The organism is Mesorhizobium sp. YL-MeA3-2017 (assembly GCF_030814575.1).
Classification (GTDB): Bacteria; Pseudomonadota; Alphaproteobacteria; order Rhizobiales; family Rhizobiaceae; genus Mesorhizobium; species Mesorhizobium terrae.
The window spans coordinates 1,927,216-1,952,710 of sequence record NZ_JAUSVH010000001.1 but is presented as its reverse complement, the minus strand read 5'-3'; the positions used below and the strand labels follow the sequence as shown (position 1 = coordinate 1,952,710).

The window sequence follows — 25,495 nt, the reverse complement described above, 5'->3', positions numbered from 1 at the left end:
TACCAATAGACGGGTCTGCGGACGATGGACAGCCGTATCGCGAGAGCGACGTAGCTTGGGGGGCGGTTCCGGAAGTCAAGGCTCTGTCGTTCGGACTTTGCCAGCTTCCACCCTTCCAAAACATCGCTGCTCGCAGCCACCGCCGTTCGGTCCAACGAGGGCTTCTTCAACGGCACTAGGTGGAGCTTGTACCAATGGTAAGGATGGGATCAGCCGGATTCTGCGACGGGGAACGCCTCGATGAGGCTCGCCGTCGAGGACGTTAGGATCACGCGTTTCAGCTTGAACCCCGCTGCAGTAAGCAGGCTGGCATATTCCTCTTCGGACCGCTCGCGTCCTCCGTTGGTCAGCACGAGTTGCTGCACGTCCAGCATCTTGCCCCACGACGACGCATTTCCCGGAGCAAGGACATGCTCGATGATCAGACCAGCTTTTGCCGCGTAGCGCCGTTCGGCAATACCCGCCTCCTGCCGGGTGGCGTTCAGCGCCAGCCGCGCGAATGGCCGACTGCCTGATTGAAACGCTGTCGCCACGCCTGCCTGTCCACGTCGCGCGCGCGGTATTCGACGTCACCTTTGGCGATGGCAGGAAGCTCGGTGCCAACGGCAAGAGCCGCTAGCGCCGCGCAGCCGAGGCTGGTCAATTCGTCGAAGGATCTGGTGCTGATATTCCGACCCAGCGCATCGGCAAGAAATTGCGAGAAATACGGGCTGCGCGACAGGCCGCCATCGATCGATAGGTTTTGCGCGACCGCCACCTCCCGCGCCATCGCACCGATCACCTCGACGGTGGCAAGCGCTACGCCTTCAAGCGCGGATTGGCACATCTGCTGCCTGGTCGTGTCGGAGGACATGCCAAGCCAAAGGCTGGCAGCGCTGCGGTCCCAGTAGGGGCAGGCCAGTCCGGACAGGGCTGGCACAAAGACTAACCCACGATCGATCGCCGGTGCGTCGGTGAAGGTCTGCAACTCGTCGACGCCGTTCATCAGGCCGATCCGTCCAAGCCACTCGACCGCCGATCCTGCGTCATAGACGCCGCCGTCGACGGCGTAGACGGTTTCGTGCGGCGTTTGCCAGGCGACCGTCGGCAACAGGCCGATCTCGGGGTTGCGAACGATCCGCGAACCGGTGACGGCCAGCGCGAAGGCGCCGGTACCGAAAGTGATCTTGGCGTCGCCTGCCTCGCGGCAACCGTGTCCATAGAGAGCCGCTTGCTGGTCGACGATGGACGCGGTCACGGGCGTCTTTCCGGCCATGCCGATGACAAGCCCGGCAGACGGTCCGATTTCCGGCAACGCATCGATCGGCACACCAAATAGCCGGCAAAGCTCCTCGTCCCAGCCCATGGTTTCGAGGTTCATCAGCGAGGTGCGTGACGCCGTCGTCGCGTCGGTGACGAACCGCCCCGTCAACCGGTCGAGGAAGAAGGCATCAGTGGTTCCGAGACGCAGGCGACCTGCTGCCTGGGCGGCGCGGACGGCGGGAACATTGTCGATGATCCAGGCCAGCTTGCTGGCGGAGAAATAGGGATCGAGCGGCAGGCCGGCCCGCGCCAGCGTCACCGCTTCGGCACCGCCCGCGCGAAGACGTTCGATGACGTCCTTGGTGCGATTGTCCTGCCAGACGATGACCGGCGACAGCGGCTCGCCTGACACGGCGTCCCAGGCGAGGCAGCTTTCACCCTGGTTGTCGATACCGATCGCGTCGACGTCACCGGCCGCGTCGATACACGCAGCGACATTGCGCAACAGTTCATGCGCGTCATGCTCGACCCAGCCAGGATACGGAAAATGCTGGGCGTGACGCAGCGAGTGGGCGATGCGCAGGCTGCCATCCGTTCCCGCTACCAGCACGCGCGTCGACGTCGTTCCCTGGTCGATTGCCGCGATCCGCATCTAGCTTGCCTTGTCTTCGATGAAACCGATTGAAATTGTTTCCGCCTTGTCGCAGGCTTGCAGCACGGTCGCCAGCGGAACAAGAATCCGCCGTTCAGGCAGCACGCTCATATGTTTCTGCCAGATTGTGCGGCCAGCGCTCTCGACCTTCAACAGGCCGCTGCCGCTGGCCTCCGCACGCAACTGGATATGGTCGAGGCAAGCCGTCGTCGAGGGTAGCGCGATCCGCTGCGGTACTGTGAGTTTCAACCCCGGGCCTCGCTCGACGGTGATCGCTTGTCGAGCCATGGGCAAAAGGCCATCGAGATCGTCCGCGACAACGGAACCGATCCGCGCGCCCTCTCGAAACGACCAGCCGGCGGTCTCGACCGGACGCAGCAAATTGCCGGCGGCGAAATAGGCGGGATCGCTGCAACGCCCGAACTGGTCGATCGACGGGCCACCGCTACCCGGATCGACGGCCAAATGGCTGAGGCGAGCAAGCGCGGCTTCCGGCACGAAACGTCCTGTGAGAAGGATGCCGTCGCATGCGACCTCGCTTGTCGAGCCGTCTGCGAGCCGGAGCGTCACGGTCTCGACACGCGACCGCCCCTTGATGTCCCTGACTTCTGCACCGTAGTGCATCGGTATGCCGAGCAACCGCGGAAACAGGTCGAGCGGTCGTCGCGCGGTTGGCCGCGAGCCGGTTTCGACCATCGCGACCGGGCGGATGCCGGCCTTCCAGCAGGTCAGCACGGCGGAAAGGCTGACCAGTTCGGTGCCGACGATGACCGGCCGGCGAAACGGCTTCGAGTGCTCGATATAGATGCTGTGCTGCAGCGTTCCCGTGGTGATGACGCCAATCGGCCGATCGCCTGTCATCAGCCGCGCCGAACGCGGCATCTCGCGCGCGCCCGTCGCCAGGATTACGCGGCGGGCTGAAACCTTAGCGGTGCCACCCGGCATTGTGACAGCGAGCGTTCCCGACGGCTGAAGTGCGGTGACCGTGGTGTTGAGTCGGATGTCGACACCGGCGTCTTGCGCGGCGCGGCACAACTTGTTGGCATAGGCTGGGCCGCTCAGCACGCGACCGAATTCGCGCATACCGAAGGGCGGGTGCCCGCAATGCCGGGGTACGCCGCCCGCGACGTCCTCGCGCTCCAGGATGGTAACGCGCAAAACCCCGCGTTTGCGCAGGGCAAGGGCTGCGGCGATGCCGGCGGGGCCGCCGCCGACGATGGCAACATCGGTGGCGATCGGCTCATTCATCGCTTGTCTCCACCGCCAGCGGTTCGGCCAGCTTCCCGGCCGTCAGCGCTGCAATTCGAGCCTGGCAGTAAAATCCCTGGCAGCGCCCCATGCCGGCGCGTGTGCGGCGCTTGAGCCCGCCAATGTCGCCGGCCGGCAACGGGCCTGCGAGCGCCTGTTCGATTTCGCGTTGGGTCACCAGCTCGCAATGGCAGACGATCTCGCCGTGGCCATCGGCCTGCCAGTCGCGCGCCATGTGCTCAGCAAGGTTGGGCATGTGCGGCCAGAGCGGATCGGTAAGCGGCGCGCGCTTGTCGTCGCCGAAACCACGGTGCAACTCGGCGACGTGGCGCGCCAGGCCAAGCGATGCCGTGAGGCCCGTCGAGCGGATGCCGCCGACACTGATCCAGCGCTTTTCAAGATTGGCGGTGACGCGGTATTCCTTGCGCTCGGTCGCCGGGCGAAGTCCGGCATAGATGGCGGTCACCGGAGCATCGGCGAGCGCCGGAACCATCTCGGTCGCCTTGGCGATAAGCATGCGCAATGTTCGCTGGTCGACGTCGGCGCGGTCGCGGTCGATCTGTTCTTCCGCCGTCGGGCCGACGAGCACATTGCCGAAGATGGTTCGGGCCAGCACCACGCCCTTGGTGCGATCGTTCGGCACAGGCAGGATGATCGTGCGCAAAAGAGCTGCGGCGGCCTTGTCGAAGACGACGAACTGGCCCTTTCGCGGCAGAATGGTGAAGCTGGAACCGCCGAGTAGCCGCTCTTCCAGAATATCGCCGAACAGGCCTGCGCAATTAATGACCGTTTGGGCGCGAAGCTGGCCCTTGGGCGTATCGAGGAGCCAGACGCCGTCTTCGAGACGACCGGATAGAACTTCCGCATTGAACAGCGCCTGCGCACCGTTCAGCACCGCCTGGCTCAGATAGGCGAGCGGCGCCGACCAGGGGTCGATGACATGTTCGCCCGGCACAAGCAGCGCACCGCGGACGCTTGTGGCAAGATGCGGTTCGCGCCGCAACACCTCGGCTTTGTCCAGCAGGCTTACGTCGTCGACGCCGTTCGCTCGCGCCTGTTCGGCGATGCCGTTCAGACGCGGCAAATCTTCGCCCGACCAGGCAACGACCATCGCCCCGGTTTCCAGCAGCGGCAAGTTCATCCGATCGCGAATCTCGATATACTCGCGGTACCCCGCCTGCATGCATGCGAGTTCGAGGCTTCCGGGCGGTGCGTCGAAACCGGTGTGCAGCAACGCGCTATTGGCTTTGCTGGCGCCGGCCAAGATGTCGGGCGCCTTTTCCAGGAGCACGACACGTGCACCATCCAGCGCAAAGCGCCGGGCCACGGCGCAGCCGACGACGCCGCCGCCGACGACCGCTACGTCGAATAAGCCGATCTGGCTCTTCATCATCTGTCTTTCTGAACGCTGGCGCAGGTCAGGCGTTGGGCATCGGGAACGGTGTCGGGTCCATGAACCGTCGCAGCACGTTCAGTGTCAGTCGGGAGATGTTGTTGTCGAAATTGTTCCAGGGCAGCGAGCCGGAATAGGCAATGGAGCCGACCGAAAACACCGCCCCGCCATTCGGCGTCTCGAAGAAGACGAGATCGGCACGGACCTTGTCGCAGACGTCGCCGGTGGCGCCCATGAAGTTGAACAGCATGTCCTCTACGACGAACACGTGGGCCTCGGTATGGTGGCCGGAACTGGCCACCACAAGGGAATGCGGTGGCGAACCGATCGAGACGTCGTGGCGGTCGAGTTCCATGCCAGCCGCGCCGCCGCCGGTCAGGCCGAAATCGCCCAGGATCTCATCGTCGACGCCTTCCATGATGAAGGCGGCGCGCGGGTCGTCGGCACCGGGCGCGCGACGATAGGGCGAGGACTGGTCGAAACCCTGCGCGGTGAAACCGACGCCAACCAGGTGGTTGGGGCTGCGGTTGCCCTGGCGCCGCCACAAGCCGCCATATTCGCCGGTGAAGCTATGATAATACTCGCCCGTCGGCGGCTCCCAGGCGCGGCTGCCGCCTTCTGCCCGACGCACCTCGATGATGCCCGGCTGGGTGGCGTGGTAGGCGATCCGCCAGTAGAAGCCATTGCCACCGAGATAGATCAGCCGCCCACCGCTATGGGTGAAGCGCTGGACGCCGTCCCACATTTCCTTGGAATAATATTCGGGGTGGGTGGCGGTAACGACCGTCCGATAGCCGCTCAGCAGGCCGTAGCCTTCCTGGTGCAGGTCCTCGTCGGTGATGACGTCGTAGTCCTGGTCGAAATTCTCGAGCCAGCTGGTGATGTGAGTGTCGGCGTTGAACAGCCACAGATGCGATGGCCCCGCGCCATGGTTCGCCTCGACCTTCGGGCGCAGGTTGAGCACCGGGCGAAGGCGTGAGGAATAATAGACGCCGCTGCCGTCCGAATGGAGATCGTAGAGCGAATGGCCGTATTCGCGGTGCTCGTTGAGGAACTGCTGGTGCGGATGTAGCACCAGCGCGCGGTTGAGATGGAGTTCGACCAGGCCGTCATTGGTGCCGAAATGCTCGTTGGCATAAGCCATGTAAGTGGCGAGCGGGAACAGGAACGCCAGCTTCGACGTCGGCTTGCCGCGTGCCGGCCTGACCACGAAGGTGACGAACTGCTCTTCGCCTTCGGCTTCAATGCGAACGGCATAGATGCCGCTTTTCATGCCTTCGGGGATGGTCAGCGCGAAATCCGCCTGCCAGCCGGCGTCGTAGATGTCGTCGTCGTGGAAATGGATAGCCGACCATTGCTCGGGGCAATTCTTCCAGCACAAGCCGTCTTCGCCGGTGAAATTGTGTCCGGTCACGCCGCGCGTCGGCATGTTGATGATGACGCCGTGGCGCTCGCGGCCCGAGACGTCGTCGATGCGGATGCCGGGAATGTCGCGCGAGAAATCCCATGCCCCGACAAGGGTTCCCGCAAGCCGCTCCGGCCAGCGGTCGCCACGCAGTACCTGAAGGTCGGTCAGCAGCAAGCTGGCATTGGAAATGCGCGGCCGATCGATCTTGCCGTTGTAGAGCGCGCGCCCGACGCTGCGCCCGGCATCCTCGCCGCCCCAGCTCGCCGCAAACAGAAGCGGCGCCGAATTCTCCCAGGCAATATCAGCTGGAAGGACGGCGCTGGCCGATCCGCTGTCGTCGATGGTCGGAAACTGGTGCTGCGGTTCCTGATGGACGCTGGCCTCGCCGCTTGCCGCGTCATAGGTCACGGCGGCGAAATACCAGTGCTTGGCCAGCATCGGCTTGCCGAGGGACAAGGCCTTGCTGGTCTTGCCGTCGGAGATCTCGATGCCGACTGAACCGTCGTCGGCGACGACCATGGCGATGCCGCGGCCGGCCGTTTCATCCCATTTGGAAATGATCGCTTGGCGACCCTTGAGCGGGGTCGTCGGCATGATCATCGCTTGCAGCGAAAAACTCCGGGAGCCTGCGAAAATGTCGCCGTCGATGCGTGCGAATGAACCGGCGTGGATCACTTGGGGCCGGCCGGGATGGCGGCCATCGATCGCGCTCGGCACCGGCACCAGCTTTACCGGCGGCGCTTCCGGCGCGGTATCACCCTGCACGACCCTGACCACACTCGCCTGATAGTGCGGATACTCGCAATTGATCATGAAGCGGATGGCGTCGCCCGGCATCGCGCTGACGCGATCGGCATATCCGGTGATTTTCAGCATGAGCCAGTCTCCAAAGTCTACGCCGGCACGGTCGTTCAGTCGTTCAGGTCGATGTCGAAATGCCGCTTCATGCGCAGCTTGAAGATTGCCCACTCGGCATCGTTCAGGTCGTGGAAGACGCCGTCGAGCAAGGTCATCGGCTTGCCGCGCCCGTTCATCTGGACGAGCCGCCATTCCTCGTGCGGTCGAGTGCACAAAAGAGCCAGCTTGCCGGTCATCGGTTCGCTGCGGATGCGGTTGATGAGACGTTGCAGTGCCGGGCTGTGCTGGCCCGTGGTCTTGGCGCGGAACTCGGTCACCAGTTCACCGAGGTTTCGGCCTTGGATCAGCCTGTCCAACTCTTCTCTCGCCACCGATGCCTCCCTTTCCTCGCCGTGATCGCATCCCGATCCGGATAACCTGCGCCACACATTCCCGTCTGTTCGTCGCTTCCATAAGGTTCCAGGGCAGCGGCGTATCGCAATTCGGTCAATAGAACGACTGGAATAATTGTTGTCAATGACCGAACGGTCAATTGCTGTTTGAAAAACACAAGGGCGGCAGGCGGATGGATGTCAGCCCGGTCGTCGCTGCAGGAAGAAATAAAAGTCTGGGCTGGCGGAGGCGTCAGGTCGCGACGATGACCTCGACGCCGGCGGCCAGCAGAGCGTCCATCGTTTCGGCAGGCGGCCGCACGTCGGTAACGAAGCGGTCAATGACGTCGAGCTGGCAGACCTTGGCAAATGCGCCACGGCCGACCTTCGAGTGGTCGCCGATGATGGTGAGCCGGTCCGCTTGCTCGATCATGGCTCGCGCCACCTGGGCTTCGCCGAGCGAAAAGTCCATGACGCCGTTCCTGGCATGGATCGCGCCAATCGTCAGCACCGCATGCGCGGCACGGAAATTGGAGATCTGCTCGATCGTTGCCTCGCCGGTGGTTTCCCCGGCATCAGCCTGGTAGAGGCCGCCCAGCAGGAAGACGCTGTTGGTGTGCCCGGACAACGTTGCCGCAATCGCCGACGAATTGGTGACAACGGACAAATTGCTCAGGTGCGACAGCTCCTCGGCAAGGAACAAGGTGGTGGTTCCGGTGTCGATAAACATCGTTTCACCGTTGCCGAACAATTTGGCGGCAGCCCTGGCAATTGCCCGTTTGCCTGCCGTTTGCTCCGACATGCGGATGGAGAACGGGTTTTCGTCGACCAGAGACGGCAGACATGCGCCGCCGTGGAATTTTCTCAACGCGCCGGAGGCGGCAAGTTGGTTGAGGTCGCGGCGTATCGTTTCACTGGATGCCGACAGTTGCTGGACGAGATCCTCGACCAAGATACGCCCTTTTTCGCGGGCGACATCCATGATCATCGTGCGGCGCTGTTCTGGACTGAAGCGGCTGAAAGTCATTGATTCTTCGCAACATCTCGTAAGGAAATCTACGCGGTGCGGCACCGTTTCGTAAAGGGCCGCATCGCAACTCGCCTTTCGTCGTCGGCGCCGTCATCAAGAAGCCGGTACAGCGTCATTGGCGCGGCGTGAACATGACAGTGACAGCCGTCGGTCAAAAAACTTCGGTCACCCGCATTGACTGAACGGTCATATTGGATACCATATTCGGGCTACTGGCTGTCTACAACGTGTTGCCCGACAAAAGCAACGACTATAGCGTTCGTTCAAGAGAGCCGGCTTGCTATTCAAGTGACTTGACAGGCGCTGCTGGTCTGTTGAAGTCTTGGGCTGCTGCGGGAGGAGTGCGCAGTCGGTGCGTGTCTCGCGTGGGAACACAATCAACGCCACTGTTAAGGTGAGGGGAATAAATCAATGAAATCGACAAGACGCACGTTTCTTGCGGGCGCTTCGGTGCTTGGCGCCGGCTCGCTGCTGATTGGCGCCGGGATGGGCCGGTTCGGCAGGGCATGGGCACAGGATGCAAAGACGCTTGTCTTTGCCGCAGCTGGCACCGTGACCAGCAGCTGGGATCCGTCGTCCCATACCATCGCGCCGCAGATCACTGCCGAAGCTCTGGTGTTTGGCCGTCTGACCAAGTGCCTGATGAAGCCGGAGAACCCGGGCGAGATCCTGCCCGACCTTGCGCTCGAGTGGAAGGTCATCGACAAACACACGCTCGAATACAAGCTGCGTCAGGGCGTGAAATTCCACGACGGCAAGGAATTCAAGGCCGAGGACGTCAAGGCGACCTATGAATACGCCTCGCAGCCGAGCCGTCCGGCCTCCGCGTGGTATCCGGGCCAGGTCGAGGTCGAGATCGTCGACGACTATACGGTCCGTCTCAAGACCGAGAAGTTCGGCTACCCGGCGCTGAACTTCTGGTACGTCTCCGCCTTCCTGCCGATCCTGTCGGCCAAGGATGTCGCCGATCCCAACATTCTCAAGCAGCGCCCAAATGGCACCGGCGCGTTCCGCTACGAAGCGACCAAGGGCGATCAGATCGTCTTCAAGGCCAACGACGCCTTCTACGACGGCAAGCCGGAAATCGACACGCTGCTGTGGACCTATGTCCCCGACGCCAACACCCGCGTTCTCGGCCTGTTGAACGGCCAATATCATCTGACCGAACGGCTCGAGCCGGAACAGTACAAATCTCTAAAGGCCGAAGCCAACATCGTCACCAACAGCAGCCTGTCGAGTGAAAACAAGTATCTCCATTTCCGCTGCAACAAGCCGCCCTTCGATGATGTTCGCGTGCGTCTCGCCGCGGTCCATGCCATCGACCGCGCCCAGGTTCTGGCGGTTGTCGGCGAGGCAGCGAAGGCTTCCAGCAGTCACATCTCGCCGGTCAAGTTCGGTTATGTCGACGTTCCCGACTATCCGAAATACGATCCGGAACTGTGCCAGAAGCTGCTGGCCGAGGCCGGCTTCCCCAACGGCCAGGGCCTGCCCGAGATCGAATACATCACCTCGGTCGGCTTCTATCCGAAGACCCGCGAATATGGCGAACTGGTCGCCGCGATGCTGCAGGAGCAGGGCTTCCCGGTGAAGCTGACGACGCTCGAACCGGCGGCCTGGGAAGAGCAGATCTACCGTCGCGCCGACGGCCAGGGGCCTGGCCACATCATCGATGTCGGCTGGATCACGGGTTCGCCCGAGCCGGATCTGGTGCTGCGTCCGAACTACTATTCGAAGTTCGCGCTGATCAACGGCATCAACGACCCCGAGATCGATGCGTCCCTCGACAAGGAGCGCAACGCCGAGACCACTGAGGAACGCCTGAAGATCCTTCAGGAGGAGACGCTGCCGCTGCTGGCCGCCAAGGTGCCGAGCCTGTCGCTGTTTTCGTCCGTGTTCCTTCGCGCAATGTCCAACAAGCTCGAAGGTGCATATTTCTATCCGAACGGTCCGATCGATCTCAGCAAGGCCAAACTGGGCTAACTGTCGTGTTCCGGGCGGCGGTGAGGCAGCACGCCTCCGCCGCCCGGACGACAGCCCACCATGGCGCGCCGGCACGCGCGCTCGATCCTTTCATTCATTCAGGGACGGCATCATGGCCTTCGCGATCGAGTTCTTCCTGCGGCGGATAAGCCAGGGGCTGGTGATCGTCATGCTGGTCGCTTTCGTGATCTTTACGCTGCTGCGCGTGGTTCCGGGCGATCCGATCCGCATCATTCTGGGACCGATGACACCGGCAAGCGTGCTGGAAGAGACGGCCAAGAACCTCGGCCTGCGCGACCCGCTACTGGTGCAGTTCGGTCGTTTCATGGGCCAGGTTGCCTCCGGCGATCTCGGCCGATCCTTCATTCGCGGCGTGCAGGGCGGTAGTACAGGCGGCTCGCAGGATTCTGCCGGCTTCAATCCCGAAAGCCGCGCCTCCGTTGCCGACCTGATCGGCAAAGCCTTGCCCTACAGCCTGCAACTCGCGGCACTCGGCGTCGGCTTTGCATTGCTGCTTGCCGTGCCGATCGGCATGGCGGCCGGCCTGCGTGCCGGAAAATGGCCGGATCGGCTCGGGCTCTATGTCAGTTCGCTGTTCGTATCGCTGCCCAACATCTGGGTCGGCGTGGTGCTGATCTTCCTGATGTCGGCCAAATCAGGGCTGCTGCCGGCGATCGGCTATCATGGCTTTGCCTATACGATCATCCCGGCAATGGTGCTGGCGATCGAACTGTCGCCGGTGATGATCCGCGCCATCTCGGTCTCGGTGGCCGCCAACCTCGGCGAGGTCTATTTCGACGTCGGCATGGTGCGCGGCCTGTCCCGCCGCACCATGGTCGTCAAGCACGTGATGCGTAACGCCGCCGTGCCGCTGCTCAATCTATTCGGCGCGCAGATGATCGGCATGCTGCTCGGCGGCCTGTTCGTGGTCGAATACATCTTCAGCTATCCCGGCATCGGCATGCTGACCATCAATGCCGTTTTCCAGCGCGACTTCCCGATCATCCAGGCCGTCGCGATCCTGGCCAGCGGAGCGCTGGTAGCGATCAACATGCTGGTCGACTTCGCCTCGACGACCATCGATCGCCGCTTGAAATTCTGAAGGACGGCCTCCCATGACGACATCGACCGCCGAGGCAGCCATGACCACTGCCGCCACCCAACCCAAGAGCCGCGGGGTTACGGCGCGCATCGTGCGCCGCGCATGGGGCTACAACGAGATGAAGATCGCGGCGTCGATCTTCCTGGCGCTGACCTTGCTGACCCTGTTTGGCCCTTACCTGATCGACGCTTCGGCGACCAAGATGGACGTGGCCAGCAAGTTCCTGCCGCCGCTGTTCATGGAAGGCGGCAAGCTGCCGCATTTCCTGGGCACCGACCAACTCGGCCGGGACCTTCTGCTGCGGTCGCTGATCGGGCTCCGCAACGCCTTCGCCATTGGTGTCGTCAGCGTCATCGGCATGTTCATCCTTGGCTGTGCCATCGGCATCTATGCCGGCTACCGCGGCGGCTGGGCCGACGTCATCCTGATGCGGTTGACCGACGTGCAGATGTCGATCCCGGTCGTCATCCTCGCCATCACCATCCTCGGTATGTCGCGCCCCTCGCCCATGACCATCATCGCCGTCCTCATCTTGGCAAGCTGGCCGGTCTATGCCCGCGTCTCGCGCGGCGTCACCCTGGCGGAGCGCCAGAAGGAATATGTGCGGGCAGCAAAAATCCTCGGCGCCAGCGACTTCCGCATCATGGTGCGCCACATCGCGCCGAGCATCCTGCCGCCGATCGCCTTCGTTGCCGTCCTCGACGTTGCCCGCATGATGATCTTCGAAGCGATCTTCGGCTTCATTGGCATCGGCATCCAGCCACCCACCCCGACCTTCGGCACGATCATTTCGTCTGGCACGCAATACCTGCTCAATGCGTGGTGGATCACCATTGTTCCCGGTGTCCTTCTGGCGCTGTCGCTCGGCAGTCTCAATCTCATGGGCGGCGTTCTCGAACGTGCGCGCAACCACATCCTGCAGGGAGGGGAATGATGTCAAAGCCCCTGATGTCCAATCCGCAATCTGCTTCCGCGCCGCCTATCATGGAGGTGCGCGGCCTGTCGGTGGTCGTCAACACCGTTGCCGGCGAGCGCTCGATCCTTTCCGATATCGATCTGACCGTTGCGCCGCGTTCGGTGCTTGGCATCATCGGCGAGAGCGGCTCCGGCAAGACGGTACTGTCGCGCGCCCTGGTCAACTGGATCAAGCCGCCGCTCAAGATTACCAAAGGCATCGTCAACTATGGCGGTCGCGACCTGCTCACCTTGCCTGCCTGCCAGATGGCTGGCCTGCGTGGGCGCGAGATCGCCTATATCGGCGCCAACCCGACCAGCGCGCTCGACCCGACCGTTCCGGTCGGGCATCAGATCCTCGAAAAGCTCGGCGCGGTCGCGCCCGACCTGTCGCGAAGCGAGGCCCGCAAGCGTGTCATCGATACGCTTGAAGCGGTCCGCATTCCATCGCCGGCGCAGCGCTTCGACGAATATCCGTTCCAGTTCTCCGGCGGCATGATGCAGCGCGCGCTGATCGTCGATGCGCTGGTCTCCAATCCGAAGCTTCTGATCGCCGACAATATCACCCAGCCGCTCGACGTCACGGTGGCCGCACAGATCCTGCGCCTGCTGCGCGACCTGCAGAAGGATTTCGATACCGCCGTCGTCTTCGTCTCGTCCTCTCTCGGCATCGTCAGCGAGATCGCCGATGACATGATCGTGCTTGATCGCGGCCACATCGTCGAGCGCCAGTCGGTTGGCAGCCTCATCAGCCAGCCCGAGCACGGCTACACGCGCGAGCTGGTCGCCAAGGTCCCAAAGATCTGGGCGACCAGTGAAAAGCCGCCGCAACCCTCGTCTGGCGACGTCGTTCTCGATGTCCGCGATGTCGAGAAAGTCTACCGCGTTCGCGACCGCACCGCCATTTTTGCCGACCGCAAGGTGCGGGCGGTGCGCGGCGTGTCATTCACGGTGCGCCGCGGCGAGAATTTCGGCATCATCGGTGAATCGGGCTGCGGAAAGTCGACGCTGTCGCGCCTGCTGAGCTGCCTCGAAGCGCCCGACACCGGCCAGATCCTGTTCGAGGGCAACGACATCGCCTCGTTGCGCGGCAGCGAACTACTCGGCCTGCGCCGTCGCTTCCAGCTGCTTCTGCAGGACCCCTACAACGCGATTGCCGCGCACAGCTCGATCGGCCGGACCATTTCCGAACCGCTGCTGATCCATGGCCTGGGCTCCCGGCACGAGATCGAGAAGAAGGTCAAGGACGTGATGGCCGAGGTGGGCTTGTCGCCCGCGCTCTACAACCAACTGCCTGTCGGCCTCAGTGCCGGCCAGCGCCAGCGCGTCAACATTGCGCGCGCCTTGGTGCTGGAACCCGAACTGCTGATCCTCGACGAGACGCTGTCCTCGCTCGACCAGGTTGAACAGGCCAAGCTGCTCGACCTGTTCGAGACGCTGCAGATCAAGCGCGGCATCACTTACGTCTACATCTCGCATGATCTGGCGATGGTGCGGCGCGTCTGCGCCCGGATCGCAGTGATGTATCTCGGCCGCATCGTCGAACTCGCCGACAACGACACCATGTTCGGTCGCTCGGCGCATCCCTACACGCGGGCCCTGTTGAGCGCGGTGCCGACGGTCGAGGAAAAGCCCTACCGCACCGAGACCTACCTTTTGGAAGGCGAGCCGCCGGACCCGATCGACATCCCCGCTGGTTGCAGCTTCCGCACCCGCTGTCCGTTCGCCTTCGACCGTTGCGCGACCGACGACCCGGCCCAGACGATCTACGCCAACGGCAATGCCAGCGCCTGTCACCTCGGCCTGAACGGGTTGCCGGTGGTCGACGTGGCGAGGCTGGCTGCGGCTCATGTAGCACGTCCATGACGCTATCCACACCGTCGAAGTCTGCATGACCGGACGCCACGGCAGCATCGGAGCACGTATCTGAATGGCATCGGCTGAAGCCTTTTTCCGTGATCGTCAGGCGGTCTATGCCGGCTGGCGTCAGCATCTGCATCAGTGGCCCGAGGTAGCGTTCAAGGAGCACCAGACCGCGGCGTTCCTCACCGAGCGTCTGGTCGAGATGGGTTTACAGGTCGAGACAGGTATTGCCGGCACCGGATTGGTGGCGACCCTTGAAGGGCGCAAGGAGGGCCCATCCATAGCCCTGCGCGCCGACATGGACGCTCTGCCGATGCAGGAAGAAGGCAACCGCAGCTATCGCTCGCGCAACGACGGCATAAGCCATGCCTGCGGCCATGACGGCCACATGATCATGCTGCTCGCTGCGGCCGACTATCTTGTGCGTGAACGCGACTTCGGCGGCCGGGTTCGCTTCATCTTTCAGCCCGCCGAGGAGGCTGAAGGCGGGGGCCGTCTAATGGTAGAGCAAGGCCTCTTCGACCGCTTCCCGGTCGATGCCGTGTTCGGCCTGCACAACTGGCCGAACCTGCCGCTCGGCACGGTGGCAGTCAGACCCGGGCCGATGATGGCGGCGATGGACCTGTTCACCATCGTCATCAACGCCAGGGGTGTGCATGCCGCCTTGCCGCATCTCGGCACCGACGCCATCGCCGCGGCGGGTGCGCTGATTTCAAGCCTGCAGTCGATCACCAGCCGCTCTGTCGATGCGCTCCAGCCGACCGTCGTGTCGCTGACCCAGATCCACGGTGGTAACTCGCTCAATGCGCTGCCCGGCGAAGTGACGCTGCACGGCACGGTGCGCGCCTTCTCTGACGCTGCGCGGGCGAAGGTACGCGAACGGCTTGACCAGATTGTCGAGGGCGTGGCGATCACCCATCAAGTTCGCATCGCTCTGACGTTCGAGCCACGCTATCCGGCCACCATAAACGACAATGGCGCAGCAGGTATCGCCGAGGCGGTGGTTGAAGACCTCTGGGGCCGAGACGCCGTGCTAACCGAATTCGAGCCAAGCATGGCCTCGGAGGATTTTGCCTTCATGCTCAACGCCAAGACCGGTTGCTACGTGTGGATCGGCAACGGCAACGATACGCCGCTGCACAATCCCGCCTTCGATTTCAATGATGCGCTGATCCCCTTGGGCGCGCTCTACTGGACATCGGTGGCAACCAATTGGTCGACGGTCAAGAAGCGTAACTGACGGCGCCCGCCGACAGACCTAACAACTGAGGAGGACAAGTATATGAGACTGACCGGGAAACGCGCGCTTCTGATCGGGGCGGCAACGGGCATCGGGCGCGCCTGCGTAGAGGATTTTGCCAGGAACGGTGCTGCGCTGGTTGTCGCTGACATCAACGAAGCGGCAATGGCGGAAGCTGTTGAACTCGCCCGCGGGCTGGGTGCCCGCGCTCACGGCATTCGCTGCGACGTCCGCGACGAGATTTCGGTTCGCGACGCCGTGGCGTTTGCCGATAGGAAACTTGGTGGGCTCGATACATTGGCCTTCTTCGCGGGCCTGATGCGGACCGGCGCAATCGACGCGTTCGAAGCCGAGATATGGGACGCGATCTTCGACATCAATGCGCGGGGCACCTTCTTCGCCGCCAAATATGGCGCTCCGGCCCTGCAGCGTGCCGGCGGTGGCAGCTTCATCACCACTGCCTCTTTGGCAGGCCTACGCGGCGCGCCGGGCATGACTGCCTATGCCGCCGCCAAGGGCGCGGTCATTGCCTTCACCACTGCGTTGGCGCAGGAACTCGCGCCCTCCAACATCCGTGTCAACTCGGTGTTGCCGGGTTGGATCGACACGCCGTTCAACAATCCGGCGATCGACTATATGGGCGGGTCGGGCTCGCATGGCGAGATCGTCAAGCGTATCGTTCCGCTAGGCCGGCAGGGCACGCCGGCGGAGGTTGCGCCGATGTACACTTTCCTCGCCTCGGAGGAAGCGCGGTACATTACCGCCAAGTCGATGATGGTCGACGGCGGCATGGCGCACTGAACCGCGATGCGATGTGCGGGTCTTCTCTGTCGTCTCGGGAAAAGTCGAGCAAGACGCTGAAAAACCTGTAACAACGGCAAAAATGGAAATGACGTATGCGCTCGGGCGGCGTAGAGAGCGGAGAGGATGAGCGAAGCGAACCTTTTGACGGACGATGGCGAAGCCGAGTCGGACGAGCTGCTTGAATCGCGCCGTCGGCTCGGTATCAAGCTGAAGCTGGCGCGTCAGACCAAAGGTCTGACGCTGAAGGAACTGGCAAAGCGCAGCCAATGTTCTGAAAGCCTGCTTTCCAAGGCAGAGAACGGCCGTGCGCTGCCGTCTTTACCGCTCATCCATCGGCTGGTTCGCGTGCTGGAAACCAATATCAGCTGGCTTTTCGAAGAAGGCGAGCCCGACGACTCACCGGTGTTTCGAGCGGGCACACGCCCAATTGTGACCCTAGACGATCGCCCAGGCGATTGGGCGGGCATCTCCTTCGAGCGGATAATACCCTACAAAGGCGGACATCTCCTGCAGAGCAATATCCACCACATCGCCATAGGGGCGAAAAGTGGTGCCGCCATCTCGCATGAGGGCGAGGAAACCGGCTATATCTTGCGCGGCCAAATCGACTTGATCCTCGATGGCGTCGTCTACAGCCTGAAGGAAGGCGACTCCTTCTGTTTCCGCTCGCACATTCCACATTCCTACCGGAACACGGGCGTCGAGCCTGCAAGTATTCTATGGACTTGCACGCCGCCGACTTTCTGACGCGTGGCCGAGGTTGTGGTGCTGCCGCTACTCTAAGGGGAATGCGGACTGCCTGAACTCCTTAGGGCAAGCTCTACGCCGACTTTTCGAAGGTCGAGGATTATGAGGCCGCCCCGGGCAAGCTGTTGCGACGCCTTAGGAGATGCCTCCGGCCCAACGGCATCTAGTTGCGGGCTTGGTACGCATCGATGACGCTACTTTTCAGGACGGAGCCGAGCACGTTACCGAGGGCTGCGATGTGTAGAAATCGTCCGCCTGATCCCGATAGTTGGCGGCAGGCCTCGACTTCGCCCTGACGCCGCTACCACGTTCCGCGTCCCCTATGGCGGTCATTTCGGATCTGGCGTCTCCGACCAGTCCGTCAAGGCAAACTTCAACGCCACGTTCCGAGGGAGGATTGCCGCGCGGTTTCCGAAAGCCGGTCCGTCGCGGACCCACGACGGACCGGAGTTCGACGCTTATGCCACTCGACGTGGCGAAGTTCCTCATTGGCGACCCAGAAAGCTCCTCTTTGCGCCTCCTCGATTGCGGCTCTCGGCATCGTGTTGGCGTTACCCTTTAGCTGGCTTGGGAGGGGCGATTTCGCTCCGAGCCTCACCGCATCGACTACCAACAGCCATCACGATCCCGCGCCACTGCACCTCGAGGCCGCTCAGGCGCAACCAGATGACGCGCAATCGCTCTCAAGCGGCGCGGGCAGGGCATGCGCACCCGGCAAGTCGAGCGCCGAAGGCGCACGCGTCATCTAGTTGAACTGGGCGGTCTTATCGTCAAATCCGACATCGTGGACGTTGCCCGTGATGACCGTGCCACCATCCTCGGCGCGTTCCCCTGGATGGCCGGCAAACTCAGAAGCGACGACGACGAGCGCCAAAACACTCTGGGCCGGAAGGGGGAAAGAGGTTTTCGCGACGGAAAAGTCGGTGCGCACCGCGAAAGAGAACGTGGAGATTAAAGTCGAATGGGGTTGAGCTGATTTGATTTGGGATTGAACTAAGCTGCTGTCGAGACAAATTATGCGCAGTTTGAGAGGGTCCTCCTGTCTAAGAGGCCGTTTCGAAAGGGGTTGAGAAAGGCCGGTTCTGGCGCAGCGACGACAAGGGGACTGATCATGATGATCGTCGGCATTTCATTCTCAGATGGCTTCGAGCACGACGGTTCCTGCGGCTTCTAGCCGAACACGGCCTCTTCCGATTCGAACGATCTGTATGGGAGCCCGCTTTTCTTCGAGCCGGCGGCGCAGAAGCAAGAGCCGGGTTTCAAGATTGTCCTTAATCTCCGGCATCTGTGCTCCAACAGCAAAGCGCATCTCTCGGTTGGTGAACTCGTTGCGACCATCGCTCCTGCGCCAATCAAGCATCAGGCGCAGCAAAGCACCTGCCACACCTTTCACGATGTAGGCTCCGTCTATGAACACACTGTCGTCGACGCGATGGCAGGTCACGCGGATTCTCTGCCCGCCAGGGGCTGCGGGTTCGGGCCGAGGTGAAACTTGCATAGGTTCAGCGGTTGCTTCGCGCTCACTTGCCCGTAGGGCGCTTGCGGCTCGTCCTGCAAGGATTTCGAGAGCCGCTTCATCATCCTCGCGAAAAGCCAGCCGAATCTCGCTTTCGATGAAAAGCACCCCGGTCACCGTACCGCGGTCGGTCATGGGAACGGCGATCTGGCTCATCGCCGTAGACAAATGTGGGAAGGCAACCGCGCGAGTGGTGCTTTCCGAAGTCTCCGCCTCCTGACCTACGGCTTCGCTTAGCCGGCGCACGCGGCTCATGTCACTGACCTTGATCGTCTGGCCGCTCGTTGCTGCCGCCGGGATCAATCCCTCGCCGCCGGCGACTTCCGATCCCACTCCCGAGCGCTCGTAACCTATGCTGCCCATGGTAACCAGAGAGCCCCGGTGACCGTTGCGGATCAGGACGAGCGCATGGTCGTACCCAAAGACCTGCTGGACGCTGCAGAGCAGGCTGTCGATGATTTCTTCCGCCTCAGCCTGCCGTTCAATCGCTTTTACCGCTTCTGAAAGGGCTGGGAGGCTAACGGGATTGCGCCTGCTTGGCGTGGTTTCCACCGGGGAAGGCACCGCCTCGATCTGGTGCACGCGGAAAATATCGGCGCTCCGAAGCCGCATGACATCCGACATGCCTACCTGGGCGCTGCTCGCCTTGAGTTGCCGTGTAATCTTGTCGAACAGGGGACCGACATCGACGGAGCGCACGAAGCTGACATCGAGCAGGAATTGGTCTCCGGTAATGCCATCGACAAGGACCAGCGCAACCTTCGGATTGGCGCGCACATTCGCTGCTGTCTTGGCGAAGAACTGGTTGGAGAGAGCAACATGTTCGTCATCGACCCGCACCACATGCGAGAGATAAGAAGCATTCGGCATCCCATCGGCCGAAGCGCTGGCGATGACTGAGGGGATGACCCCTTCAAAGCAAGCTGAAAGATCGGCCAGCCGAAGGCTCATTGTGACCTCATGCCGGCCAACATGCCTGCCTGCGGTCCGGGTGTCTGGATATAGATTTCGCGGACATTCAGCCGGGCGACCCGCGCTTCCCGGTCCGTGAACCATGGCGCGATATTGCTCCGGGGAATACCAAGGGACGCAAGCACATTCGTCGTCGCCGCCATGAAACGTCCGGCACAGTCGAGATCGTGCGCTGCAATCTCCCGCATGGCGGCGGAGCCCTTGAGCTGGAAGCTGACATAGTCCGGAGGGCTGACAAAGGTGACGGCGAGCCGTCCGGTCTGCCGGATGGAGGACTCCAGCCGTGGCCATTGCCAAGCAGAAAAGACAACCTCAATTGTCTCCCGGTCTTCGAGCACATGCAAGCCGACGCCGCGACCCGCTATCGGGCGACCAGTCTCGTCGGTGGCAGCGATGAGGCACATCAGCGGGCGATGCAAATACTCGATCAGTCTGTCATCCAGCCACATGAGTACCCCCAAGAATAGCGCGCCAAGGTATTTTTAGTGTTCTTTTAGGGTATTCGACACGGGCTTGCATATCCTTTTAGGAATGCCCGTTTGGCAGACCCGCTAGAAAAGTCAGTGCTCGCCTGACGACAATCGACAGATCGCCTGATCCGGCAGCGGGCCTCCCTTGGCGTTCAGCCAATGAGGCTCTGTGACCTCGCTGACGGAACTGAGGGATGACACACGTCTTCAAGCGAAAATGGAATGATGCGGACGTCCAGCCAACTGGACGCCTATCTCACCAGAATTGGAGCAAGCTGGCGCCTCCGGGCCTTCTGGCTTGGAGCCGGCGCACAAGACTCGGCGGTCGGCCTTATGTCCCTTCCGTCACGGCGGTGTCGCTGCTTACTCTCCTGACACTGGCGCCCGCGCCCGCCGCGGCACAATTCATCTGCGACAGCACGACTCCCGGCGGCGCCGACGGCGCGAGCACCACTAGCCCGGGCAGCATGGCTTGCGGCACCGGCGCGCAAGCGAACGGTGGATTTTCGACAAGTGTTGGTCCAAACGCCGGTTTAAGTGGGTCCGGCAGCCGCAATTCAGCCTTTGGTGTCTTTTCCGGCCAGCTCGTCACCGGCAACAATAATACTGCTATCGGTGCGGACGCCGGTCAGAACATCAACGGCAATTCGAATTCAGCCTTTGGCGACAGCGCCAGCCAGTTCGTCGTCGGCAACTACAACACCGGCAGCGGTTCGGCCGCTGGCCAGAATGTCACCGGCTCGTACAATTCGGCCTTTGGTAACGCTGCGGGCCAGCGCGTCACCGGCTCGTACAATACCGCCAACGGCTTCAATGCTGGCCAGAATGTCAGCGGCTCCTCGAACGCGGCCTACGGCGACAGCGCGGGCCAGAATGTCACCGGCTATTTCAACACGGCAAGCGGCTTCAATGCTGGCCAGAATGTCAGCGGCTCCTCGAACGCGGCCTACGGCGACAGCGCGGGTCAGAATGTCATCGGCAGCAACAATACGGCTAATGGCAAGGAAGCAGGCCAGCACGTCACCGGCGACAGCAATACGGCCAGCGGCGCCGCCGCAGGCCAGAACGTTAGCGGCGCCTCAAACGTGGCCTATGGCGACAGCGCGGGCCGAACCGTCACCGGCAGTTACAATACGGCCAGCGGCGCGTTCGCGGGCCAGCGCGTCACCGGCGGTTTCAATACGGCCAACGGCTACAACGCGGGCGAGGATGTCAGAGGATCCTCGAACGTCGCCTATGGCGACAGCGCGGGCCAGAGCGTCACCGGCAGTTACAATACGGCCAGCGGCGCGTTCGCGGGCCTCGGCGTCACCGGCGATCGCAACACGGCCAGCGGTATCGCCGCCGGTCAGACTGTTAGCGGAACCTCCAATGCGGCCTATGGCGACGGCGCGGGCCGGAATGTCACCGGCGATCGCAACACGGCCAGCGGCGTTGCCGCTGGCCTGACAGTCAACGGCTCCTCGAACGCCGCCTATGGCGACAGCGCGGGTCAGAACGTCACTGGCGACCGCAATATCGCCAGCGGTATCGCCGCCGGCCAAGACGTCGACGGTTCGTCGAATTCCGCCTATGGCGACAGCGCCGGTCAGCACGTCACCGGCAACCGCAACATCGCCAGCGGCATCTCCGCAGGCCAGAACGTCAACGGTTCGTCGAATTCAGCCTCTGGCTACAGCGCTGGTCAGCGCGTCACTGGCAACGACAATCTCGCCAGCGGCACGTTCGCCGGTCAGGACGTTAACGGCGCATCGAATTCAGCCTATGGCGACAATGCCGGGCAGCGCGTCACCGGCAACTACAATGCCGCCACCGGAATCCTGGCAGGCACGCAGGTCACCGGCGACAAGAACATCGCCAGCGGCTCGATCGCCGGCCAGAATGTCACCGGTTCGCGCAATTCAGCCTTTGGCAACAATGCCGGCCAGAGTGTTTCCGGCTCGTCGAATACCGCCCTCGGCGACAATGCCGGCCGGAATGTCACCGGCTCGCGCAACATCGCGATCGGCGACAACGCGGGATCGAGCATGGCAGCCGATGACGCCATTTCGATCGGTTCCGGCGCGCGCGCCAGCAATTTTAGTGCTGTGGCGATCGGCTCACTCTCGGAAGCGAGCGGCGCGAACTCAACCGCGATCGGGCCTTCGGCCCATTCGACGCATGGCAATGCGACCGCGATCGGCAACGGTGCGAAGACGACACGCGCCAATCAAATCATGGTTGGCACAGGCGCCAACACCTACACGCTTGCAGGTGTTTCATCGGGCGAGAGCAACGTGGCGCAATCGGGGCCGTTGCGCTTCGTGACAGCGGACAGCGCCGGCAATCTCGGAACGTCGACATTCGATCCCGCCTCGGTCGCGGCACTCGACGGACGGGTGGGATCACTGGAAGGCCGTGTCGGTTCGCTGGAGGGCCGCGTCGGCAGCCTCGACGCGGGCTTGCGCGAATTGCGTCGGGAGGGACGCCGTGGCGTCGCCGCCGCAATGGCGATGACGACAGCGCCGATGCCCTCTCTTCCCGGCAAGACAACATGGGCCATGAACTACGCCAACTTCAGGGGAGAAAGCGCGATCGGCGGCTCCTTCGCGTATCGTCTCGACACCACCGTGCCAATAGCGTTGACGGCCGGTTATTCCTGGGGCGGCGGCAACAACCACGGCATACGGGTCGGTGCACAGGGCGAATTCTGATTCAATCCTCATGAGATGGCCATGCTCGATAGTCTGACAATCGAGGGGCCGACATCGCAACGCCTGCGGGATCTTCATTGTCCATGCTGACACCTCGTTTTTTCCAGGCCGTCTCGCTTGCTCTTGTTCTGTGTCTGACGTCACAACCCGGATCCGCGCAAAGTAAACCGGACGACAAAAAAGGCCCGCAGCCGGCGCAGATCGATCGCAACGGCGTTCTCACTTTGGTGCGATCGACAATTCTCGCCCTGCAACACGCCAATCAAACCGGCAACTATACGGTACTGCGCGATCTCGGCTCACCCGGTTTCCAGCAAGCCAACACGGCCGCTCGCCTGTCCGAGGTATTTGCCGACCTGCGTGGCCGGAATTTCGATCTTTCGGGCGTTGCTGTGTTGGAGCCGCAACTTTCGCTGCTACCGCAGATCGAAACCAACGGCCTGATGCATATGGCCGGTTCTTTCCCCTCGGTTCCGCTGCAAGTGAATTTCGAACTCTTGTTCGCGCCGGACGCCGGCCGCTGGAAGCTCTTTGGAATTTCTCTCAATCTGGGCCAATCCGGACCGACACCGCCGGAACCCTCACCTGCCGTGCAACCTATGCCGCCTAAAGCGCCAGCGAAATCACAACGGCTGCCGTCTACGAAAAAACCGCCGCAGCCAACACAACCGTAGCTTCCGCTCCAACTCTCCCGGCGTCGTCGCTGTGACCGTGCAGCGCTGATCTCTATGAATATCGTGCCCGAGGACGTTTTCCATCCCTACTGGTTCACCCTCGAAAGCATAGCGCATCCTCAAACAGCGTGAAGGCTGTCGAGGCGTGCCGCCGGTGGTGATAGTAGAGACGGGGAGGGATAGACATAGCGCGCGTCATCGGCAGCGCAGCACGCCATTCACCCTTTTTGCCCGTGAATGCGAGGCATCAATACCGCTTTCGTGCTCAGATTGAGCATGAGTTTCCTCGATAATATATAGCAAATTTATAGATTTACTCGCATCGGTAATTTGCGGGTGAAATCATGGCGCAAGCCGTCCTTATTGAAACGGCGCCAGCGGACGTTATTGTCGTCGGCGGGGGTCCTGCTGGCTGCTGGGCAGCGTGGAATGCGCGCGCCAGCGGTGCGTCGGTCATCCTCATCGACAAGGGCTACGTTGGCACCAGTGGCGCGATGGCCGCCGGCAACAATACCACCATAGACACGGTCCGCGGCACTGCGGAACGCGAGTTTACGGTCAACCAGCGCATCAATCGCGGTCTCGGCCTGGTTCGCCGCCCCTTGGTCGAGAGTGTCCTGGATAAGGCGCGCACGAATCTCGATCTGCTTGCGCAGTGGGGCTACGCCTTCCCAATCGACGAAGACGGTCGGCCCTATCGCGGCATGCTGCGCGGACCTGATTGCCTGCGCTTCATGCGCCAGCGCCTGATCAAGGCCGGCGTGCGTGTCATCGATCATTGCCCGGCCGAAGAACTTCTTCTGACCCGCGACGGCGCGGTCGCCGGCGTGCGTGCACGGTACCGCAATGGCCGGGGATTGCTGGAAGTCCGCTCTGCCGCGGTTGTTCTGGCGACGGGAGGCTGTGCGTTCCTCAGCGGCGCGATCGGAACCAACAATCTGACTGGCGACGGCTACCTGATGGGAGCCGAGGCCGGCACGACATTGGCCAGCATGGAGTTCTCAGGTCAGTACGGCATCGCGCCGAGTTTCTCCGGCGTCACGAAGGGCATCGTCTATTTCTGGGCGACGTTCTCGGATGCCGACGGTAACGAAATCGTGCTGCCCGGGGATCGCCAGAGCGTAGCGAAGCACCTCTTGAACGGTCCGGTCTTTGCGATCCTGGACAAGGTTTCGCCGCGGTTGCAGGAAGGTTTCCGCAAGGGTCAACCCAACATCTTCGTTCCCTTCGATCGCGCCGGCATCAATCCATTCAGCGAACGTTTCCCCATCACATTACGCCACGAGGGAACGGTGCGCGGTACAGGCGGCATCGTCATCGACGAGCGCGCAGCAACGAATGTGCCCGGTCTCTTCGCGGCGGGCGATGCCGCTGCCCGGGAAGGCATGTCGGGCGCGACAAGCGGGGGCGGCGGCCCGAACGCGTCCTGGGCACTGGCAACCGGTTCCTGGGCCGGCGAGGATGCGGCCGCCTTTGCGCGGCATGTCGGCCCGCATCAGGCGTCGAGACCCATCCAATCCATCCGCGCCCGGCCGACTGTCGACGGCCGGAGCCGCAAGGCGCACATCAAGGCGGTGATCGAACAGATCAAGGGCGAGACACTGCCTCTCGACCGGGGCTTTTTCCGATCGGAAGAGAGCCTGAGCCGGAACGCGACCAAATTGGAGACTCTGTGGAGAGACGATGCCTGGCGTCGACCCGGCGATGCCTATGATGCGGCCCGCATCCGCGAAGCCGAGGCGCTGATCGCCACGGCACGATGGGTGACGGCAAGTGCGTTGCTGCGCCGTGAAAGCCGCGGTGTTCATCGTCGCACGGATGCCCCTACGAGTGATCCGGCACTGACGACGCGCATCGTGAGCGGCGGCCTCGATACGCCCTGGGCCGCCTACGACCTTGCGCGGGACGAGACGGTGAGGGCGGCTTCATGATCGAGCTCGTCAGCGCGGAGCGCTGCATCAAATGCGATATCTGTGTCGCGGCTTGTCCCGACAATGTGTTCGACGCCGTCAAGAATGGCATTCCCGTCATCGCCCGCCAGGATGATTGCCAGACCTGTTTCCTCTGCGAACTCTTCTGTCCCGTGGACGCGCTTTACGTATCGCCGCTAATCGATGCGATCGAGAACCGCAGCGAAGCCGACCTCGCGGCAAACAACGTGCTCGGTAGTTATCGGCGCGAGATGGGCTGGCGGAACGCCAAGCCCTACGGCACGGCCGCCGACCTCAGCTACCGGATGTTCGAAAGCGGCGCGATCGTTCCCTGATCGGCCGAAGCC

Annotated in this window: 21 protein-coding genes; 12 read left to right on the top strand and 9 right to left on the bottom strand. The window is 62.5% G+C overall.

The features are described 5' to 3' along the window. Nucleotides 1–209: 209 nt before the first annotated feature. From QFZ88_RS09085 to QFZ88_RS09055, 7 genes are all read right to left on the bottom strand, one after another. Nucleotides 210–533: a methyltransferase gene (locus tag QFZ88_RS09085; protein ID WP_161773093.1), complete on the bottom strand. Its 324-nt coding sequence runs from the start codon at nt 531–533 to the stop codon at nt 210–212. Further along, complete coding sequence (locus QFZ88_RS09080; RefSeq protein ID WP_024927002.1) at nt 482–1,894, bottom strand: FGGY family carbohydrate kinase; 1,413 nt, start codon at nt 1,892–1,894, stop codon at nt 482–484. The genes QFZ88_RS09085 and QFZ88_RS09080 overlap by 52 nt, the downstream gene beginning before the upstream one ends. Beyond that, complete coding sequence (locus QFZ88_RS09075) at nt 1,895–3,142, bottom strand: NAD(P)/FAD-dependent oxidoreductase (RefSeq protein WP_024927001.1); 1,248 nt, start codon at nt 3,140–3,142, stop codon at nt 1,895–1,897. Further along, complete coding sequence (locus tag QFZ88_RS09070) at nt 3,135–4,535, bottom strand: NAD(P)/FAD-dependent oxidoreductase (protein WP_036255102.1); 1,401 nt, start codon at nt 4,533–4,535, stop codon at nt 3,135–3,137. Before QFZ88_RS09070 ends, QFZ88_RS09075 begins: the two co-directional genes overlap by 8 nt. A gap of 25 nt (nt 4,536–4,560) precedes the next feature. Then, nucleotides 4,561–6,819 (bottom strand): N,N-dimethylformamidase beta subunit family domain-containing protein, encoded by a 2,259-nt coding sequence (locus tag QFZ88_RS09065; protein WP_024926999.1) that lies wholly within the window; start codon nt 6,817–6,819, stop codon nt 4,561–4,563. Nucleotides 6,820–6,854: 35 nt separating this feature from the next. Beyond that, the gene (locus QFZ88_RS09060) at nt 6,855–7,172 is read right to left on the bottom strand and encodes a hypothetical protein (protein WP_024926998.1); all 318 of its coding nucleotides are present in this window, start codon (nt 7,170–7,172) and stop codon (nt 6,855–6,857) included. Nucleotides 7,173–7,425: 253 nt separating this feature from the next. Continuing rightward, the gene (locus tag QFZ88_RS09055) at nt 7,426–8,199 is read right to left on the bottom strand and encodes a DeoR/GlpR family DNA-binding transcription regulator (RefSeq protein ID WP_024926997.1); all 774 of its coding nucleotides are present in this window, start codon (nt 8,197–8,199) and stop codon (nt 7,426–7,428) included. A gap of 414 nt (nt 8,200–8,613) precedes the next feature. On the opposite strand from QFZ88_RS09055, the gene QFZ88_RS09050 reads away from it, so the two are divergent. The 8 genes from QFZ88_RS09050 (at nt 8,614) to QFZ88_RS09015 (ending at nt 17,847) form a co-directional block, all read left to right on the top strand. After that, the gene (locus QFZ88_RS09050) at nt 8,614–10,182 is read left to right on the top strand and encodes an ABC transporter substrate-binding protein (RefSeq protein WP_024926996.1); all 1,569 of its coding nucleotides are present in this window, start codon (nt 8,614–8,616) and stop codon (nt 10,180–10,182) included. A gap of 112 nt (nt 10,183–10,294) precedes the next feature. Continuing rightward, on the top strand, nt 10,295–11,284 hold the full coding sequence (locus QFZ88_RS09045; RefSeq protein ID WP_024926995.1) for an ABC transporter permease: 990 nt from the start codon (nt 10,295–10,297) through the stop codon (nt 11,282–11,284). Nucleotides 11,285–11,297: 13 nt separating this feature from the next. Then, nucleotides 11,298–12,218 carry an ABC transporter permease gene (locus QFZ88_RS09040; protein WP_024926994.1) on the top strand — a complete coding sequence of 307 codons (921 nt, stop codon included), beginning with the start codon at nt 11,298–11,300 and terminating at the stop codon, nt 12,216–12,218. Beyond that, nucleotides 12,218–14,104 (top strand): ABC transporter ATP-binding protein, encoded by a 1,887-nt coding sequence (locus QFZ88_RS09035; protein ID WP_065996647.1) that lies wholly within the window; start codon nt 12,218–12,220, stop codon nt 14,102–14,104. Before QFZ88_RS09040 ends, QFZ88_RS09035 begins: the two co-directional genes overlap by 1 nt. A gap of 64 nt (nt 14,105–14,168) precedes the next feature. Further along, the gene (locus QFZ88_RS09030; protein ID WP_024926992.1) at nt 14,169–15,341 is read left to right on the top strand and encodes a M20 aminoacylase family protein; all 1,173 of its coding nucleotides are present in this window, start codon (nt 14,169–14,171) and stop codon (nt 15,339–15,341) included. Nucleotides 15,342–15,383: 42 nt separating this feature from the next. Continuing rightward, the gene (locus tag QFZ88_RS09025; RefSeq protein WP_024926991.1) at nt 15,384–16,142 is read left to right on the top strand and encodes an SDR family NAD(P)-dependent oxidoreductase; all 759 of its coding nucleotides are present in this window, start codon (nt 15,384–15,386) and stop codon (nt 16,140–16,142) included. A 126-nt stretch (nt 16,143–16,268) separates the two neighbouring features. Next, nucleotides 16,269–16,892, top strand: a complete 624-nt coding sequence (locus QFZ88_RS09020) for a cupin domain-containing protein (protein WP_024926990.1) — start codon at nt 16,269–16,271, stop codon at nt 16,890–16,892. Nucleotides 16,893–17,595: 703 nt separating this feature from the next. Continuing rightward, complete coding sequence (locus QFZ88_RS09015; RefSeq protein ID WP_139116408.1) at nt 17,596–17,847, top strand: conjugal transfer protein TraD; 252 nt, start codon at nt 17,596–17,598, stop codon at nt 17,845–17,847. A 180-nt stretch (nt 17,848–18,027) separates the two neighbouring features. Here QFZ88_RS09015 and QFZ88_RS09010 read toward each other — a convergent pair whose 3' ends face one another. Continuing rightward, on the bottom strand, nt 18,028–19,359 hold the full coding sequence (locus QFZ88_RS09010; RefSeq protein ID WP_024926989.1) for a GAF domain-containing protein: 1,332 nt from the start codon (nt 19,357–19,359) through the stop codon (nt 18,028–18,030). Then, the gene (locus QFZ88_RS09005; protein WP_024926988.1) at nt 19,356–19,829 is read right to left on the bottom strand and encodes a pyridoxamine 5'-phosphate oxidase; all 474 of its coding nucleotides are present in this window, start codon (nt 19,827–19,829) and stop codon (nt 19,356–19,358) included. The genes QFZ88_RS09010 and QFZ88_RS09005 overlap by 4 nt, the downstream gene beginning before the upstream one ends. A 374-nt stretch (nt 19,830–20,203) precedes the next feature. Between QFZ88_RS09005 and QFZ88_RS09000 the strand changes: the two genes are divergently transcribed. The 4 genes from QFZ88_RS09000 (at nt 20,204) to QFZ88_RS08985 (ending at nt 25,483) form a co-directional block, all read left to right on the top strand. After that, the gene (locus QFZ88_RS09000; protein ID WP_051512163.1) at nt 20,204–22,543 is read left to right on the top strand and encodes a YadA family autotransporter adhesin; all 2,340 of its coding nucleotides are present in this window, start codon (nt 20,204–20,206) and stop codon (nt 22,541–22,543) included. 83 nt (nt 22,544–22,626) lie between these two features. After that, nucleotides 22,627–23,217 carry a hypothetical protein gene (locus QFZ88_RS08995; protein WP_024926986.1) on the top strand — a complete coding sequence of 197 codons (591 nt, stop codon included), beginning with the start codon at nt 22,627–22,629 and terminating at the stop codon, nt 23,215–23,217. A gap of 344 nt (nt 23,218–23,561) precedes the next feature. Further along, nucleotides 23,562–25,148, top strand: coding sequence for an FAD-binding protein (locus QFZ88_RS08990; RefSeq protein WP_024926985.1), 1,587 nt, complete (start codon nt 23,562–23,564; stop codon nt 25,146–25,148). After that, complete coding sequence (locus QFZ88_RS08985) at nt 25,145–25,483, top strand: 4Fe-4S dicluster domain-containing protein (RefSeq protein ID WP_024926984.1); 339 nt, start codon at nt 25,145–25,147, stop codon at nt 25,481–25,483. Before QFZ88_RS08990 ends, QFZ88_RS08985 begins: the two co-directional genes overlap by 4 nt. The last annotated feature ends 12 nt before the right edge of the window (nt 25,484–25,495 follow it).

What these genes read in the sequence shown, in the direction of transcription:
- QFZ88_RS09005 (WP_024926988.1), bottom strand. Translation starts at nt 19,829, where the DNA reads ATGTGGCTGGATGACAGACTGATCGAGTATTTGCATCGCCCGCTGATG.
- QFZ88_RS08990 (WP_024926985.1), top strand. Translation starts at nt 23,562, where the DNA reads ATGGCGCAAGCCGTCCTTATTGAAACGGCGCCAGCGGACGTTATTGTC.
- QFZ88_RS09020 (WP_024926990.1), top strand. Translation starts at nt 16,269, where the DNA reads ATGAGCGAAGCGAACCTTTTGACGGACGATGGCGAAGCCGAGTCGGAC.
- QFZ88_RS09030 (WP_024926992.1), top strand. Translation starts at nt 14,169, where the DNA reads ATGGCATCGGCTGAAGCCTTTTTCCGTGATCGTCAGGCGGTCTATGCC.
- QFZ88_RS09080 (WP_024927002.1), bottom strand. Translation starts at nt 1,894, where the DNA reads ATGCGGATCGCGGCAATCGACCAGGGAACGACGTCGACGCGCGTGCTG.
- QFZ88_RS08995 (WP_024926986.1), top strand. Translation starts at nt 22,627, where the DNA reads ATGCTGACACCTCGTTTTTTCCAGGCCGTCTCGCTTGCTCTTGTTCTG.
- QFZ88_RS09025 (WP_024926991.1), top strand. Translation starts at nt 15,384, where the DNA reads ATGAGACTGACCGGGAAACGCGCGCTTCTGATCGGGGCGGCAACGGGC.
- QFZ88_RS09035 (WP_065996647.1), top strand. Translation starts at nt 12,218, where the DNA reads ATGTCAAAGCCCCTGATGTCCAATCCGCAATCTGCTTCCGCGCCGCCT.
- QFZ88_RS09010 (WP_024926989.1), bottom strand. Translation starts at nt 19,359, where the DNA reads ATGAGCCTTCGGCTGGCCGATCTTTCAGCTTGCTTTGAAGGGGTCATC.
- QFZ88_RS09015 (WP_139116408.1), top strand. Translation starts at nt 17,596, where the DNA reads ATGCGCACCCGGCAAGTCGAGCGCCGAAGGCGCACGCGTCATCTAGTT.
- QFZ88_RS09040 (WP_024926994.1), top strand. Translation starts at nt 11,298, where the DNA reads ATGACGACATCGACCGCCGAGGCAGCCATGACCACTGCCGCCACCCAA.
- QFZ88_RS09045 (WP_024926995.1), top strand. Translation starts at nt 10,295, where the DNA reads ATGGCCTTCGCGATCGAGTTCTTCCTGCGGCGGATAAGCCAGGGGCTG.
- QFZ88_RS08985 (WP_024926984.1), top strand. Translation starts at nt 25,145, where the DNA reads ATGATCGAGCTCGTCAGCGCGGAGCGCTGCATCAAATGCGATATCTGT.
- QFZ88_RS09070 (WP_036255102.1), bottom strand. Translation starts at nt 4,535, where the DNA reads ATGATGAAGAGCCAGATCGGCTTATTCGACGTAGCGGTCGTCGGCGGC.
- QFZ88_RS09065 (WP_024926999.1), bottom strand. Translation starts at nt 6,819, where the DNA reads ATGCTGAAAATCACCGGATATGCCGATCGCGTCAGCGCGATGCCGGGC.
- QFZ88_RS09055 (WP_024926997.1), bottom strand. Translation starts at nt 8,199, where the DNA reads ATGACTTTCAGCCGCTTCAGTCCAGAACAGCGCCGCACGATGATCATG.
- QFZ88_RS09075 (WP_024927001.1), bottom strand. Translation starts at nt 3,142, where the DNA reads ATGAATGAGCCGATCGCCACCGATGTTGCCATCGTCGGCGGCGGCCCC.
- QFZ88_RS09050 (WP_024926996.1), top strand. Translation starts at nt 8,614, where the DNA reads ATGAAATCGACAAGACGCACGTTTCTTGCGGGCGCTTCGGTGCTTGGC.